Source organism: Nocardia sp. NPDC059236, assembly GCF_042754085.1.
Lineage (GTDB): Bacteria > Actinomycetota > Actinomycetes > Mycobacteriales > Mycobacteriaceae > Nocardia.
In genome coordinates, this window is the sequence record NZ_JBHZAF010000027.1 from 19,015 (window position 1) to 33,953 (window position 14,939).

General features: G+C 66.9%; 17 protein-coding genes and 1 pseudogene. 11 read left to right on the forward strand and 7 right to left on the reverse strand.

Translation table 11 applies throughout. The annotated features are described in order from the left end of the window. Positions 1-17: 17 nt before the first annotated feature. Positions 18-998, forward strand: a complete 981-nt coding sequence (locus ACFXIV_RS41915) for an alpha/beta hydrolase family esterase (protein WP_379402592.1) — start codon at positions 18-20, stop codon at positions 996-998. Between the two features lie 51 nt (positions 999-1,049). Here ACFXIV_RS41915 and ACFXIV_RS41920 read toward each other — a convergent pair. Continuing rightward, positions 1,050-1,229: pseudogene (locus tag ACFXIV_RS41920) on the reverse strand (IS5/IS1182 family transposase); the annotation flags it as partial. Positions 1,230-1,360: 131 nt separating this feature from the next. Between ACFXIV_RS41920 and ACFXIV_RS41925 the strand changes: the two are divergent. The 5 genes from ACFXIV_RS41925 to gcvT all read left to right on the forward strand — a co-directional run bounded on the left by ACFXIV_RS41925 (position 1,361) and on the right by gcvT (position 6,451). Next, positions 1,361-1,984, forward strand: coding sequence for an antibiotic biosynthesis monooxygenase family protein (locus ACFXIV_RS41925; RefSeq protein WP_379402591.1), 624 nt, complete (start codon positions 1,361-1,363; stop codon positions 1,982-1,984). A gap of 368 nt (positions 1,985-2,352) precedes the next feature. Beyond that, entirely contained in the window at positions 2,353-3,036 is a 684-nt protein-coding gene (locus tag ACFXIV_RS41930; protein WP_379402590.1) for a hypothetical protein, read from the forward strand. Positions 3,037-3,038: 2 nt separating this feature from the next. Then, positions 3,039-4,178: an exonuclease domain-containing protein gene (locus ACFXIV_RS41935; protein ID WP_379402589.1), complete on the forward strand. Its 1,140-nt coding sequence runs from the start codon at positions 3,039-3,041 to the stop codon at positions 4,176-4,178. 77 nt (positions 4,179-4,255) lie between these two features. After that, entirely contained in the window at positions 4,256-5,272 is a 1,017-nt protein-coding gene (locus ACFXIV_RS41940; protein ID WP_379402588.1) for an alpha/beta hydrolase, read from the forward strand. Between the two features lie 78 nt (positions 5,273-5,350). Beyond that, entirely contained in the window at positions 5,351-6,451 is a 1,101-nt protein-coding gene (gcvT, locus tag ACFXIV_RS41945) for a glycine cleavage system aminomethyltransferase GcvT (protein WP_379402587.1), read from the forward strand. Positions 6,452-6,698: 247 nt separating this feature from the next. On the opposite strand, the gene ACFXIV_RS41950 is transcribed toward gcvT, so the two are convergent. After that, positions 6,699-7,535 (reverse strand): hypothetical protein, encoded by an 837-nt coding sequence (locus ACFXIV_RS41950; protein ID WP_379421434.1) that lies wholly within the window; start codon positions 7,533-7,535, stop codon positions 6,699-6,701. A gap of 112 nt (positions 7,536-7,647) precedes the next feature. Here ACFXIV_RS41950 and ACFXIV_RS41955 point away from each other — a divergent pair, with 112 nt between their 5' ends. After that, entirely contained in the window at positions 7,648-8,748 is a 1,101-nt protein-coding gene (locus ACFXIV_RS41955) for a branched-chain amino acid aminotransferase (protein ID WP_379389608.1), read from the forward strand. Positions 8,749-8,840: 92 nt separating this feature from the next. Here ACFXIV_RS41955 and ACFXIV_RS41960 read toward each other — a convergent pair whose 3' ends face one another. After that, a complete protein-coding gene (locus ACFXIV_RS41960; RefSeq protein WP_354847762.1) occupies positions 8,841-9,554 on the reverse strand; it encodes an MBL fold metallo-hydrolase in 714 nt (237 codons plus the stop codon). 115 nt (positions 9,555-9,669) lie between these two features. On the opposite strand from ACFXIV_RS41960, the gene ACFXIV_RS41965 reads away from it, so the two are divergent. Then, the gene (locus tag ACFXIV_RS41965) at positions 9,670-10,545 is read left to right on the forward strand and encodes a hypothetical protein (protein ID WP_379402585.1); all 876 of its coding nucleotides are present in this window, start codon (positions 9,670-9,672) and stop codon (positions 10,543-10,545) included. A gap of 136 nt (positions 10,546-10,681) precedes the next feature. On the opposite strand, the gene ACFXIV_RS41970 is transcribed toward ACFXIV_RS41965, so the two are convergent. Both ACFXIV_RS41970 and ACFXIV_RS41975 read right to left on the reverse strand, forming a co-directional pair. Beyond that, entirely contained in the window at positions 10,682-11,647 is a 966-nt protein-coding gene (locus ACFXIV_RS41970) for a carbohydrate kinase family protein (protein WP_379402584.1), read from the reverse strand. Positions 11,648-11,851: 204 nt separating this feature from the next. Continuing rightward, positions 11,852-12,202, reverse strand: a complete 351-nt coding sequence (locus ACFXIV_RS41975) for an iron-sulfur cluster assembly accessory protein (RefSeq protein ID WP_033089671.1) — start codon at positions 12,200-12,202, stop codon at positions 11,852-11,854. Between the two features lie 194 nt (positions 12,203-12,396). Here ACFXIV_RS41975 and ACFXIV_RS41980 point away from each other — a divergent pair, with 194 nt between their 5' ends. Next, positions 12,397-13,068 carry a DUF3043 domain-containing protein gene (locus ACFXIV_RS41980; protein ID WP_379402583.1) on the forward strand — a complete coding sequence of 224 codons (672 nt, stop codon included), beginning with the start codon at positions 12,397-12,399 and terminating at the stop codon, positions 13,066-13,068. Between the two features lie 68 nt (positions 13,069-13,136). On the opposite strand, the gene ACFXIV_RS41985 is transcribed toward ACFXIV_RS41980, so the two are convergent. Continuing rightward, positions 13,137-13,361 (reverse strand): hypothetical protein, encoded by a 225-nt coding sequence (locus ACFXIV_RS41985; protein WP_379402582.1) that lies wholly within the window; start codon positions 13,359-13,361, stop codon positions 13,137-13,139. Then, positions 13,358-13,480 (reverse strand): hypothetical protein, encoded by a 123-nt coding sequence (locus tag ACFXIV_RS41990; protein WP_364616437.1) that lies wholly within the window; start codon positions 13,478-13,480, stop codon positions 13,358-13,360. The genes ACFXIV_RS41985 and ACFXIV_RS41990 overlap by 4 nt, the downstream gene beginning before the upstream one ends. An 86-nt stretch (positions 13,481-13,566) precedes the next feature. Between ACFXIV_RS41990 and ACFXIV_RS41995 the strand changes: the two genes are divergently transcribed. Together ACFXIV_RS41995 and ACFXIV_RS42000 are read left to right on the forward strand one after the other, a co-directional pair. After that, positions 13,567-14,532 carry a helix-turn-helix domain-containing protein gene (locus tag ACFXIV_RS41995; RefSeq protein ID WP_379402581.1) on the forward strand — a complete coding sequence of 322 codons (966 nt, stop codon included), beginning with the start codon at positions 13,567-13,569 and terminating at the stop codon, positions 14,530-14,532. Positions 14,533-14,592: 60 nt separating this feature from the next. Continuing rightward, positions 14,593-14,865: a hypothetical protein gene (locus ACFXIV_RS42000; RefSeq protein WP_379402580.1), complete on the forward strand. Its 273-nt coding sequence runs from the start codon at positions 14,593-14,595 to the stop codon at positions 14,863-14,865. Positions 14,866-14,939: the final 74 nt, after the last annotated feature.

Below are 14,939 nucleotides of genomic sequence, written 5' to 3' on the forward strand. Positions count from 1 at the left end.
GGCACAGCCTGGCAGGGATGCTCGCGTCCGCACCCCATATTTTCGTCATCATCACCACCCGCGGGATTGCCTATTGGATCAACCCTGGGCGGCCAGCCCTGACGAGGAGGAGTTCGGCGATGAGTTTGCTGCGCGTCGGCAGCGTTTTGGGCACTTTACTGACAGCTGTTGGGGTGATTGTTGCCGTCCTTGTGCCGACCGGGCCGATCGCTGGGGTGGCTTCGGCGGCGGGCTGCACGCTCACACCGACCGGTGGCACTGTCACACGAACGATCGGTACTCGCAGTTACACGCTCAACGTGCCACAGGGATTGACCGGGCCGGCGGTTGGGTTGCTGATCAGCCTGCACGGCACCGCCGACACCTCGGCAGGCATCGAACGCGAAACCGGATGGAGTTCCTACGCGGCGGATCACGATTTCATCGTCGCCTACCCGCAAGGCACCGAGTTCGACAAAACCTGGCACTTCGAGCAGGGGTCTGTGGACGTCACCTTCCTCAAACAAGTCGTCACCGACATCGAATCGACCTGGTGTGTCGACACCCACCGCGTCTACGCCGACGGCTGGTCCGATGGGGCGATCATGTCTCAGCGGATGGCCTGCGACGCCGCGGACCTGTTCGCCGCTGTCACCTCGTGGGAAGGCACTGACCCGACGGACCCCAACCCCCTCGAACCCAGTGCCGTTGGCACCCCGTGCACACCGAGCCGCCCTATTGCGGTCGGAATATTCCAAGGGGCGTTCGACCCCATCTCCAACCTCGGGGTCGGCCTCGCAAACGTCCGTGACTGGACCCGCCGCGACCGTTGCCCAGCGACAGCAGACCCCACCTCCGACCGTTACGGCACCCATACGAACTATCAGCCCTGCGCTGCCGGAACGAACGTCGCGTGGCGAGTCGAATACAACACGACACACCAGTGGCCCACCGGCGCCATCGGCCAGGATCTACGCGATCAGCTCTGGAACTTCCTCGACTCCCGCACCCTCCCATGACCACGGCACTCGTGCCCATCCGGGCGATTCGGCGATCAGGCGCCCGGTCAGCCACGAGATCGTGCGCTCGATAACCCGCCGGTGCCGTCCGAGATGCTGCGACGATTCGATGCCCTTGCGAGCGATGCGGACGGCGATCTCCCGGCCGCGGATCCAGCGGCGCAGATCGGCGACGTCATAAGCCTTGTCCGCGTGCAGTTTCGCGGGTTTGCGTCGACGCGGTCCGCGCCGCGAACGCACGGACCGTTGTTCGAATGGCACGGAATAGCCACACGCTATTGCCGTGGTGATCGGGAGGGTGCACTGTGAGAGACACCGGTGGCGCCACCGGGCGCTGCCTCTGTGCAGAAAGGAGGTGGATCGTGTTCGCACGGTCTACCACGCTTCAGGCGCAACTTTCCGCTCTCGAATCCGGGATCGCACATGTGCGGGACGAGGCTATGCCGCAGCTGGACGGCATTCCCGGCTGTATCGGGCTTTCGTTGCTGGTCGATCGGAAAACCGGCCGGTGCATCGTGACGACCTCGTGGGAATCCGAGGAAGCGATGAGGGCGAGCGCCGAGCGGGTGATCCCGATTCGTGATCGCGCGGCAGAGAAATTCGGCGGCAGTCCGATGGTCGAGGAATGGGAGATCGCGGCCATGCATCGCACGCATCCGACGCCGCAGGGCGCGTGTGCGCGCGTCACCTGGGTGAAGACCGATCCCAGCAGGATCGACAGCGCCATCGAGGTCTACCGGGACCACACCTTGCCCGGTATGGAGCAGCAGCTCGATGGATTCTGCAGCGCGAGCCTGATGGTGAACAGGTCGTCGGGCCGTGCCGTCTCGTCCAGTGTCTATGACAATGCCGAGGCGATGGAACGCAATCGGAACGCGTCGGCCGCGTTGCGCGTGGACGCCGCCCGGCAGGCAGGCGTCGAGGCCGTCGACGTCCGCGAATTCGAGTTGGTATTGGCGCATTTGCGCGTCCCCGAACTGGTCTGACCTCGAACGGGGGTCGGCGAAACGGCAGGTCGAGACCGGAGGTTCGACACGTCGGGCCCATCCCTGAGCAGGTGGTCACAGCAGCACGGCCGCGGCGGGCGGCCGTGCTCGGTCGGTCGGTAGTGAGTTGGACATGGATCCTGCGGGCGATCGTGGGGTCGCTATCTTCGCAAGCTGATTCACCGTGGGAAGCGCTGATTCACCGTGGGAAGCAGGGTGGGGTTGGGCGCGCGGGCGGGTTGTGTGGTGGAACACTGGTCAGTCGGAACTGTTTGGCTCCGTTGATGATTCGCGCGGGGTTGGCGAAAGTTTGTCGGGGGGATGCTCTAACGTAACGCGGTATCTGTCCGTCACGACCGTGGAGCGTTATGGCTGCCTCGTTCGACCTTCATACCCTTGCGGTGCTCGGTGCGGCTGGGGAGCGGCTGGTCATCTGGCATGTGAATGTGGGCGCGGCGCTGGGGGAGTCGCGGCTATCGGGTGCTTGGGTGCTGGAACGGTCGCGCGCGGCGGAGATCGAGAGCCTCACGGTCGGATATCCGATCGTTGTGGCAGGCAATGGCGCTCCTGCTTCCGAAGCTGTGGGTAACGACGCCCAGACTGCTGGCACGGTGGGTATTCGCGCTCAGCAGGCCGGGACGGCGGGCGAGGGTGACCAGTTGGCGGACGTGGTGGGTGTTGGGGCCGCTGCGGCGGGAGCGGGCAGTCGGATTGTCGGGGCTGCCGGGATTGTCGATGTCGATGCGACTGTCGAAACCGTCCGTGCCGCAATCGAATCGGCCGACCAGCGGTTTGTTGAGCATCAGGATGCGAGCGGTGGGAAGCTCACCAGGCCGCAGTGGCCGGTGATCGTGGCGCCGGATGAGGTTGCGCTGCCGCAGTTTCAGGTGGATGTGGCCGATGATCACATTCGGCCGGTGCTCACGCTGGCGCGGGGGCTCGCGGATCTGGCGGATGCGTGGGCGGCGTTCGAGTCGCTACGGCTCGCCCGGCCTTTTCTGGAGGACCTCGGTGGCGCGGCCGCACGGCCGTTGCCGCTCGCGGTGCGGTGAGTATGGCGGGACTGTCGTTCGCCGCCATCGATGTCGAGACCGCTAATTCCGCGCGGGGCAGTATCTGCGCCGTCGGTGTCACCGTCGTGCGGGATGGGCGGCGCGGGGAGACCGCGTCGTGGCTGTGCCGGCCTCCCTCGGGGCTGGACTTCTTCAACTGGCACAACATTCGCGTGCACGGGATCTCGGCTGCCATGGTCGCCGACAAACCGGAGTTCGCGCAGCGCTGGCCAGAAGTGGAAAGCCTGGTCGGCGAGCTTCCCGTCATTGCCCACAATGTCGGATTCGACAGCAGTGCGATACGGGAAGCCTGCGGCCGCAGCGGAATTCGGATACCCGCCTGGTCCTATAGCTGCAGCCTCGCCCTGGCCCGCCGCCACCTGAGCCTCGACAGCTACCGGCTGCCGCACGTCGCGGCCGCTCTGGGCATCGACTTCACCAACCACCACGACGCGGCCGCCGATGCCGGTGCTGCAGCCGACATCGTGATCGCCCTGGCCGCCAGAGCCGGAGCCGATTCGCTGGCGGCACTCGAGCGCATGGTGATCGACCGTCCTTTGCGGATCGACCGGACATCGCGAAAGTCCGCAGCCGGCACGCTGATACCGGTGTCCAGGCGGAGGGCGAGGCAACCGTCGGAGTCCGCAGGCCGGACAATCGAGACGCCCCTGCCAGCGGGCCGGACGATGGAGACGCCGGGGTCTGCGGGGCGGGCCGTCGAGGCGCCACTGCCTACGGGGCGGACCGTGTCGACTGCTACCGAACGCTCTCCGCGCCGATCCTGGTTCGGGCGTGAGGATTTGGTCCTTCCGACTGTGACCGGCACCGATCCATCTCACCCGTTGTATGGCGAAATCGTGGTCTTCACAGGTGATCTCGCTGCCATGACCCGCCAGGAAGCGTGGGATGCCATCGCTGCATGTGGCGCGACTCCTGCTCGGAACGTCACTCGGCGTACGACTCGGCTGGTCATTGGTGACGGCTTTCGTGGCGTCGATCCCGACGCGTTCACCACGACGAAGGCGCGCCGGGTCGCTGAGCTGCGGACGCGGGGGCAGCGGATCGAGGTCATGGATGAGGCCGCGTTCGTGGCCTGTGTGGGTGCTGGGACCGGGTTGTCCGGAGGTCGGGGCAGGGTGTGAGAAGTGCGTTGTTGCGTGGTTTTGACGGGCTCGGTAAAGAAGGTGAGGGGAATCGGTCGAATGAGTTAGAGGCGGAAATGACGAGTGCAGGTGGTCGGCGTCGGTGGGTGGCGGCGGGAATCGCCCTGGTGGCGGCGGGCTTTGCTGTGATGCCGGGGCTCGCGTCCGCTGCGGAACCGCTGAATTCCGGTGCGGCATTCGCGGCCGACGGCTCGCATATCGACCATCTCGTCCAGCGGGACGATCGCAAATCCACCGTATTCGTGTATTCGGCTGCGATGAGCCGTGTCATCGAACTCTCGGTCATTCGTGCCACCGACAATTCCGCGCCGCGTTCGACCGTGTATCTGCTCAATGGCGCAGAGGATGGCATCGATGGGAATGGCAACGAGGTCTCCTGGGAAACCCGCACCGATGTCGTCGACTTCCTGGCCGACCAGAACGTCAATGTCGTGAACGTCCTCGACGGCCGCTACACCTACTACACGGACTGGCAGTCCGACGACCTGATGCTCGGCCGCAACAAGTGGACCACCTTCCTCACCCAGGAACTCCCGCCCGTCATGGACGCGGCCCTCGGTGCCTCCGGCCGCAATGCCCTTGCAGGAGTGTCGATGTCGGCGACCTCCGCGCTCGCCCTCGCCGAATCCGCCCCTGGCCTCTACCAGAGCGTCGGCTCCTTCAGCGGCTGCGCCCAGACCAGCACCGACCCCGGCCGCCGCTACCTGCAGGCCACGGTTCTCTCCGGCGGCGGCAACCCTTGGAACATCTGGGGTGTCGACGGCTCCCCGGCCTGGACCGCGAATGACCCGTCCACCCCCGCCAACCTCGAGAAACTCCGTGGCACCGACCTCTATTTGGCCGCTGGAACCGGTGCGAACCCGGCCGCGGCGGGTGGCGGCCAAGTCGGCGCGTCCAGCACGGCACTCGAATCCACCGTCGAAACCTGCACCCGCGCTCTGCAATCCAGCATCGAAGACCTGAACCTCCCGGCCACGTTCGATTACCTCCCTGGCGGCGGCCACAACTGGACCTCGTGGCAGGTCGACTTTCACAATGCCTGGCCCGGAATCGCTCGCAGCCTCGGCCTGTGAATCGAGGCACCACGCCGGACGGCCACCCGTTCGGTTCCGCTGTCACTCGGGTGCGGGCGGGCCGATAAGCTGCTCCGGGTGACCGACGAGAAGCTGCTGCAGGGACCCATCCACGCCGTCCATGTCGAGCTGGGCGCTACCTTCGCTCCGTTCGGGGGGTGGGAGATGCCGGTTTCGTACGCGGGCACCGTGGGGGAGCACACGGCGGTGCGCACCACTGTCGGGCTTTTCGACGTCAGCCATCTCGGTAAGGCGACGGTCAAGGGTGCGGGTGCCGCGGCCTTCGTGAACTCGGCACTCACCAATGACCTGAATCGGATTCGCCCGGGAAAGGCGCAGTACACGCTGTGCTGCACGCCGGAGGGCGGGGTCATCGACGACCTCATCGCCTACTACGTGAGCGATGACGAGATCTTTCTGGTGCCCAATGCGGCGAATACCGCGACCGTGGTGGCGGAGCTGCAGAAGGTCGCGCCGGAGGGCATCACCGTCACCGACGAGCATCGCGGGTATGCGGTCTTCGCCGTGCAGGGTCCGCGGTCGGCGGAAGTCCTCGCCAAGCTCGGCCTGCCGACCGACATGGAGTACATGGCCTACGCCGACGCCGAGTGGGACGGCCGCCCGATCCGGGTGTGCCGCACCGGCTACACCGGTGAGCACGGCTACGAGCTGCTGCCCCGCTGGGCCGACGCCGAGGCCGTCTTCCGCGCGCTGGTGAGCGAGGTGCAGGCCGCCGGCGGCCAGCCCGCCGGACTCGGCGCGCGCGACACCCTGCGCACCGAGATGGGCTACCCGCTGCACGGACACGAACTGTCGCTGGACATTTCGCCGCTGCAGGCCCGCACCGGCTGGGCCGTCGGCTGGAAGAAGCCGGAGTTCTGGGGCAAGTCGGCGCTGGAGGCCGAGAAGGCGGCCGGTCCCCGTCGAATCCTGATGGGGCTCAAGGCGATCGACCGGGGCGTGCTCCGGCAGGGCCAGACCGTGATGCGCGGTGACGCCCAGGTCGGCGAAACCACCTCTGGCACCTTCTCGCCCTCCCTCAAGGTCGGCATCGCCCTGGCCCTCCTCGACACCGCCGCGGGCCTCGAGCCCGGCGACGAAGTCGAGGTCGACGTCCGAGGTCGCCGCCTGCGCTGCGAGGTCATCCGCCCCCCGTTCGTCGAAACCCGCACTGCCTGAGCAGGTTTCCTGCCCATAGAGAGATCCGCAGTAGACGCTGAGCCGCTTATCCGACCGGCCGCCCTGGTGACTACGACGCCATCGCGCGCGTCGTGGACGACTGGTGGGCCGGTCGGTCGTGGCGGCGGTTGCCAGGCTGTTCCTGGATCACTTCGCCGCGACCAGCCTGGTCGCCGAACAAGCGAACACGCTGGTGGGCTTCCTGATCGGAATCCCGGCTGCACCAGAGCCCATGCCGCTCTGTGTCTCAGCCGCACCAGGTGCCGACGACGTCGTTGTCCTGTTTGCAGGCTGCGGCGTCGAGTCCGGCGGGGCGGAGGGAGTTGAACATCGTTCGGATGGTGTCGTCGGTGGCCGTGCCGTCCGTGCCCTGGTCGGCGTAGAGGACCATGACCACGGATTGGCCGTTGTTGCCGGGCACCGCGACGGCGTGGACGATCGAGATGGCCGGGTGCGAGCAGTCGTTCGGTCCCGGGTTGGCGAGGGTCGCTGTCACGTGTGCGGCGGGTTTGCCCTGCACCGTGAGGGTTTCGACGTTACTCAGGGTGTAGGTGGAGTTGGGGCGGTCGTCGTTGGCTCCGGCCACGGTGGCCCAGCTGCCGGCCACGTCCTTGGCCGCGGCGGACACGTCGCCCAGTTTCGAGCCCGTCACGCCCGCGATGGCTTTCAAGTGGTGGCCGTCGCAGGCCTTCGGGGAGAGTTCCGCGGCGCCGCTCATGACCACGCGCCCGCCGCCGCCCTCGAAGCCGACGATGGTGGTCGGTGTCGGGACCGTCCAGCCCTGCGGTACGTCGTACACGGCATTGCGCGAGATGGAGTAGGACGTCTGCCATCCCGGCGTGAGTGAGGCGATGGTGGATCTCGGTGCGCTCGCCGTCGTGGTGGGTAGCGGTTTGGTGCGGGTCGCGGTGTCCTGTGGCCCGTATTGGTCTGCGGGCAGCGCGGTTCCGGTGACGGTGTGTGCGGGCGTCAGCGCTGCTACGACGAGGATGGCGACCAGGCCCAGCACGCTCACTGCGATCAGCGCGATCAGCAGGGGTCGGTGCGAACTGGGCGGCTTCGACAGCGGATGCTCCGGATACACGCCGTCCACCCTATCCAGGGGCAGGGACGACAGCCGGTTACCGAACCGTCCGGCTCGGGGGACAGGGGTAGCCCGCACCAGCCGGTCGAGGGCAGGAATTAGACTCCCGGTCATGACTCTTGCCGCGCAATTCACCCGTGTACCGCATCCCGCGCCACTACCGGCGGAGCGGCGACAGGAGATTCTCGCGGAGCCGGGGTTCGGGCGCTACTTCACCGATCACATGGTGTCGATGGATTACGTGGACGGGCAGTGGACCAACGGCCGCGTCGAGCCCTACGGGTCGCTGGCCATGGACCCGGCCACCATGGTGTTCCACTACGGCCAGGCCATCTTCGAAGGTCTGAAGGCCTACCGTCAGGCTGACGGCAGCATCGCCACCTTCCGGGTGGATGCCAATGCCGCGCGTTTCCGCCGCTCCGCCGCGCGCATGGCGATGGCGCAGCTGCCCGAAGAGCTGTTCATCGAATCGATCCGCCAGCTGCTCGAGGTGGACGCGGACTGGGTGCCCGCCGCCGGCGGTGAAGAGTCGCTGTACCTGCGGCCGTTCATGTTCTCCACCGAGGTCGGGCTGGGCGTGAAGCCCGCCTCCTCCTACAAGTACCTGCTGCTCGGCGGTCCCGCCGGTGCGTACTTCCCGCGCGGCCTGAAGCCGGTCAAGGTGTGGCTGTCCACCGAATACGTGCGCGCGGCTCCCGGCGGCACCGGTGAGGCCAAGGTGGCGGGCAACTACGCCGCCTCGCTGCTGGCCCAGCAGCAGGCCGCCGAGAAGGGCTGCGACCAGGTGGTGTGGCTGGACGCCTGCGAGCACCGCTACGTCGAGGAGATGGGCACCAACAATCTCTTCTTCGTCTTCGGCAGCGGCTCCGACGCCCGCCTGGTGACCCCGGAGCTGTCCGGCTCGCTGCTCCCCGGCATCACCCGCGACTCCCTCATCACCCTGGCCGCCGACTCCGGTTACAAGGTCGAGGAGCGGAAGATCTCCGTCGAGGAATGGAAGAGCGGCGTCGAATCCGGTGAGATCACCGAGGTTTTCGGTTGCGGCACCGCCGCCGTGGTCATTCCGGTCGGCTCGGTCCGCTCCGCCGAGGGCGAATTCACCATCGGCAGCGGTGAACCCGGCGAGGTGACCATGGCGCTGCGCGAGAGCCTCACCGGCATCCAGCGCGGCACCTTCGCCGACAGCCACGGCTGGCTGCGCACCATGGCCTGACCGGCCCGCGGAACGAAAAGCGCCCGCCCCGAACGAATTCGGGGCGGGCGCTGGGCATTTCAGAGGTGCGGGACATGGCCCGCAGGAGCCGGTCAGCTGGGCATGAACATGTGCCACTGCTCCAGGGTCTGGGGGCGCATGACGTAGTTGTGTTCCTTGATGTGGGTGAGCGACGCGCTGGGCTCGTCCGAGTACCAGTGGCCCGGGTAGACCGTCGGGTTCGACTTCAGGTCGGCCAGGTAGCGCAGGCTGCGGAACATGGCGTCGGAGTCGCCGCCGGGGAAGTCGGTGCGGCCGCAGCCGTCGACGAACAGGGTGTCGCCCGCGATCAGCCGGTCCTCGAACAAGAAGCACTGGCTGCCCGGCGTGTGACCGGGGGTGTGCAGGAGTTCGATCTCGAAGTCGCCGACCGCGACCTTGTCGCCGTGCGCGTGACCGGTCAGCTCGCTGGGCGCGATACCGGTGACATTGGCGACCCAGGGCAGTTCCTCGGCATTGACGTGGACCGCCACATCGGTCTTCTCCAGCAACTCCTTCACCCCGCGCAGGGTGAAGCCCATCATGGTGCCGCCGACGTGGTCGGGGTGGTGGTGGGTGGCCAGGACTCCGGTCAGCCGCATGCCGTCGGCCTCGGCGATGTCGGCCAGCTGCCCCGCCTCGTACGCGGGGTCGACGACCACGCATTCACCGCTGTCCCGATCCCCGATCAGGTAGGCGAAGTTGCGCATCTGCGTGGCGATCGGATCGCCCACGGCCCAGTCGCGCCCGGAGAGCAACTGGCGAAAGTACAAACGGTCGGAGGCCATGCCTGACAGCGTATTGCCCGCCCGCCAGAACCAGGCATCCGGATCCGGGCAATATGTCCGAAATTGCCGTTTGACCAGGGGATTTGTTGTCGGTCGGTGTTGCTAACCTGCCGCCATGCCCTCGGTCCTGCATGAAGTCGTCATCGACCTGTTCCGGCACCGCCCGCAACTCGTCGCCGAACTACTTCCCCTGGTGACCGATATCTCCCTACCCGAATTCGACCATGCGCGACTGGAATCCGGTGACTGCCCCGATATCGATCCCACGGAGTACCGTGCCGATGCCGTGATCGTGCTGGCCACCGGCAACACACCGCAATTGGCTGCCGTGGTGGAGGTCCAGCTGCGGCCGGACCCGGACAAAGGCTGGAGCTGGCCGGTCTATCTGACGACGCTGCGCGCCCGATTGCGTTGCGACACGGTGCTACTCGTCCTCTGCCCGAATGGGCACACGGCTGCGCGGTGTCGAAGGCCGATTCCCGTGGCACCCGGATTCATATTGACGCCGATAGTGATGAGCCCGTCGGATGTGCCGATCGTGACCGATGCGCGCATCGCCGCGGAGAATCCGGAGCTCGCGGTGTTGTCGGCCGTCGCTCATCGGAACGCGCCGGAGCGGGACGCCATTCTGACCACGCTGGCCGCCAACGTTGTCGACGCGCCGAACGGTGAAATGTACATTGACCTGGTAATGGCTGTCCTGCCACGGGCGGCCCGGCACTTCTTGGAGAGCCTTATGACCGCCGGAACATACAAGTACAAGAGCGAGTTCGCCCGGCGTTACTTCAGTCAGGGCGAAGCTGAGGGCCAGGCCAAAGGGGAGGCCAGAGGGGAGGCCAAGGCGCTGCTGGCGGTCTTGCGGAGCAGGGGGATCACCGTGGACGAGTCGACTGTCGCTCGCGTCGGGGCGTGCACCGATATCGAGCAGCTCGACGTATGGCTCGACAGGGCAGCGACAGCACGCTTTGCCAACGAGGTGTTCGGGGACTGACGTCCGGTCGCACTCGAGGCTCGATGCCGACCTTCGCCCGCCGAGGTCGGTGAAGAGCACGGACATGCTTGCCGCGACACGAATCTGCACGCCGACCATCTGATCGGCGTGCAGATTCGGTAATTGTCCTGGTTGGTCAGCGCAGAATGGCCTCGATCTCGTCGGTGGCCTCCGGGCCGTACGTCTCGCGCAGGCGCTTCATGGCGACGTCGTGATCGAGGGTCCAGTCCTGGGGGCCAACGGTTTCCAGGACCAGGACCGCCACCAGCGAGCCGAGCTGGGCCGAACGCTCCAGGGACAGGCCCGCGGACTGGCCGGTGAGGAAGCCCGCGCGGAAGCCGTCACCGACGCCGGTCGGGTCGACCTTGGCGATGTCGGGGACCACGTCCACGTGCAGTTCGGTGCCGTCGCGGTCGACGATCTTGGCGCCCTTCGAGCCGAGGGTGGTGACGCGAATGCCCACGCGCTCACCGATTTCCGCCTCGCTCAGGCCGGTCTTCTGGAGCATGATGCCCCATTCGTACTCGTTCGTGAACAGGTAGTCCGCGCCGTCGATGAGGCGCAGGATGGTCTCGCCGTCCACCAGCGCCAGCTGCTGGGAGGGGTCGGCGGCGAAGCGGATTCCGGCGGCGCGGCACTGATCGGTGTGGCGCAGCATGGCTTCCGGGTCGTCGGCGCCGACGAGCACCAGCTCGAGGTCGCGGCCGAGCTGGGTGATGTCGATCTCGCGGGACTCGGTCATGGCGCCCGGGTAGAAGGAGGCGATCTGGGCCATGGTCTCGTCGGTGGTGCAGACGAAGCGCGCGGTGTGGGCCTCGGTGGAGACGCGCACGGCCGAGCAGTCGACGCCGTTGTCCTCCAACCACTTCCGGTACTCGCCCCAGTCCTGGCCGACGGCGCCGACCAGCAGCGGGGTGCGGCCCAGCACGCCCATGGCGTAGCTGATGTTGCCGGCCACGCCGCCCCTGCGGATGACCAGATCATCGACGAGGAAGCTGAGCGACACGTGCTGCAGCTGGTCGGCCAGCAGCACATCGGAGAACTTGCCCGGGAAACGCATGAGGTGATCGGTCGCGATGGAAGCGGACACGGCGATGGTCACGGGGTAGATCCTTCGGTGACGTGCGGCTGCGCACCGGGATACGGAGATGACAGACGCGGGGGCCGGCGGTGGATTACGCGGCCGACAGGGCCGCAGTTCGAAACTACTCTGTCCGAGACAGGGTATTCCAGATCTCGTATGAGTCAGCGCACACAACAGCGCGGAACATCCGGTGTCGGACGTTCCGCGCTGATGGGCGCTATATCAGTTGAAGCTGTCGCCGCAGGCGCAGGAGCCGGTGGCGTTCGGGTTGTCGATGGTGAAACCCTGCTTCTCGATGGTGTCGACGAAGTCGATCGAGGCACCCTGCACGTAGGGGGCGCTCATGCGGTCGACCGCGAGCTTGACGCCGCCGAACTCCACGACCAGGTCGCCGTCGAGGCTGCGGTCGTCGAAGAAGAGCTGGTAGCGGAGGCCCGCACAACCACCGGGCTGGACTGCGATGCGAAGGGCGAGATCGTCGCGGCCTTCCTGATCCAGCAGCGCCTTGGCCTTCGAGGCGGCGGCATCGGTCAGAGTCACACCGTGAGTGGTGGTCTCGTTCTGCACAGTCATGAACTCTCCTAAGGGACCTGTTTTCAACCCGTGAAGGCGCACGGCTCGATGGCTACCAACACCTGCTGGCAGGCGACTATTCCCTATCCTACGCGGCGCGTATTCCCCGGACGGCCCAGGTTGTGCAGTCGCTGACAGATAGCTGGTGAGGTGTTCGACACAACAATCCGGGAGACCAGGATTTTCCGGCAGACATGTCATCGAATAGCCTGGTCGGCGTGAAGTTCCTGCGCCGTGGCGAGTCCACCCCCACCTCCGACAGCTCCAGCACCGATGCCGTCGCCGCGGTGGAGGACAAGACCGTCACCCTGGGCAAAGGGCGGCCGACCCCGTCACGGCGGGAAGCCGAGGGCCGCCGCCGCGGTCCGGTGGCGCCCGCGCCCAAGACCGCCAAGGAGGCCCGCGCCCGCCGCAAGGCGCTGCGCGGGACCCGCGAGGACCGCAAGGCGTCCTCGGCCGAGCGCAAGGCCGATGCGAACGATCGTCGCTCCCGCATGCTCGCCGGTGAGGAGCAGTTCCTGCTCCCGCGCGACAAGGGCCCGGTCAAGAAGTACGTCCGCGACATCGTGGACGCGCGCCGCAATCTGCTCGGCCTGTTCATGCCGCTGGCGCTGGTGCTGATCCTCAGCATGATCCTGTCGCCGGCGCTGCAGGCGATCGTCACGCTGGCCATGCTGGTGATGATGCTGTTCATGATCATCGAGGGCGTCGTCCTCGGCCGGATCGTGAACAAGCGGGTCCGGGAGCGCTACCCGGACACTGCGGATTCCTCGTTCTCGCTGGGCTGGTACGCCTTCGTGCGCGCCTCGCAGGTGCGGCGCATGCGCGCCCCGGAGCCGCAGGTGAGCCCGGGCGACGCGGTCTAATTGCCGCTGCTGCCGTCGGCGCTGACGGCGCTGGACGGATTCCCTGACGGGCGGTGTCTCACCGCCCGTCAGTTGTGTTCGCGGTAGGTCGACAGGGCGCGGATCTCGAGCGCCATGCGGTCGCGGTCGCGGTCGACGACCTGGCCGGAACCGGCCATCTCCCAGGCGTTTTCGCGGTGGAAGGGGACGGCCCGGCCGGCCGCGGCCAGCAGGGCGACGATGCGGCGGAACATGGTGACTGCCTCGGGGGTGCCGGTCGCGGTGCGGAACTGACCGGAGGTGATGGTGGTCATGCGCGGATCTCGCTCTCATCGAGGGGTTCGGTGGTGTCTCCGGCCATGAAGCCGAAGGTCAGGGTGCCGAGCGCTGCCATGGCGGTTCCGGCTGCGACGATTGCGGACAGTGCTTGCATGGCAGTAAGTTTTCTCTAGAGAAGTTCCTGCCAACAGTGGCTGTTCTGACATTGTTCGCAAATATCCGGCCAGAGGGGATCGGACCATGCTCTCGAAGGTCGCCGTCGTACTCAACGACCACCTCGCCATGTTCGAATTCGGCGTCGTCTGTGAGGTTTTCGGCCTCGACCGGACCGCGGACGGACTGCCCGCCTTCGACTATCGGGTCTGCGGTGCGGAGCCGGGGAAGCCGCTGAAGTCCAGCTCACCCGGCATTCACGTGACTCCGGAGTACGGGCTGGAGGAGCTGCGCGACGCGGATCTGGTTGCCATTCCGGCCTTTCCGATCTTCGCGGACAATCCCTTCGATCGGCGCGTGGTGGATGCCGTGCGGGACGCCGCGCAGGCCGGGGCCACGGTGCTCACGGTGTGCTCGGGGGCCTTCCTCGCCGGCGCGGCCGGACTGCTCGACGGGCGCAAGTGCACCACACACTGGCGATATGTCGATCTGCTGGCGGAGCAGTTTCCGCAGGCCTCCGTCGATCCCGATGTCCTGTACGTGGACGAGGGCAATCTCATCACCAGCGCGGGCACCGCGGCCGGCATCGACGCCTGCCTGCATCTGGTGCGGCGCGAGCTGGGCAGCAGCGTCGCCAATGCCATCGCGCGCCGCATGGTGGTGCCGCCGCAACGCGATGGCGGGCAGCGGCAGTTCATCGAGCGGCCGGTGGTGGACTGCGATTCCGACAGCCTCAGCGAAACCCTGCACTGGATGGGTGAGCATCTGGAACTTCCGCACACGGTCGAAGCGCTGGCCGCGCGTAGCGCCATGTCGACGCGCACATTCGCGCGCCGCTTCGCCGCCGAGACCGGGACGACGCCGGTGAAATGGCTGACCGGGCAGCGGGTGCTGCTGGCCAAGCAGTTGCTGGAGGACACCGACCTGGATCTCGAATCCCTCGCTCACCGTTGCGGATTCGGGTCCGGGGTGCTGCTGCGCCATCACTTCCAGCGGGTGGTGGGGATCGCGCCCGTCGAGTATCGGCGGCGGTTCGGCGCCCGCGTGTCTTGAATGGCTGGTGCCTGAAACAGGCGCTGTCCGAAGCAGTGCCTCCGGCTACGATGCGCAACCGTGCGTTGGGGAGTGATGATCGCGGCCGTGCCCATGGCGGTGCTGGTGGCCGGTGGGACCGCCGGGTGCAAGGATCCGCGGAATGCGGCGGGGGACTGTGTAGTGGGGACCTCGCCCGATTCGCATGTGAAGCCGGCGCCCTGCTCGGGGCGGCACGACGGCAAGATCATCGCGAGTGTGAACCATCGATCGGACTGCCCGCAGGGCACGGACTGGTCGTATACCGCCAAGGACCTGAAGGTCATGTGCGTGCACAACGAGCAGAGCTCCTGAGCCGTATCCGGACGCGGGCGGTGAGACTGCCGTCCGCAGGCGTGTGATCGCCGTGCCTACTCGGCCGGAGCACA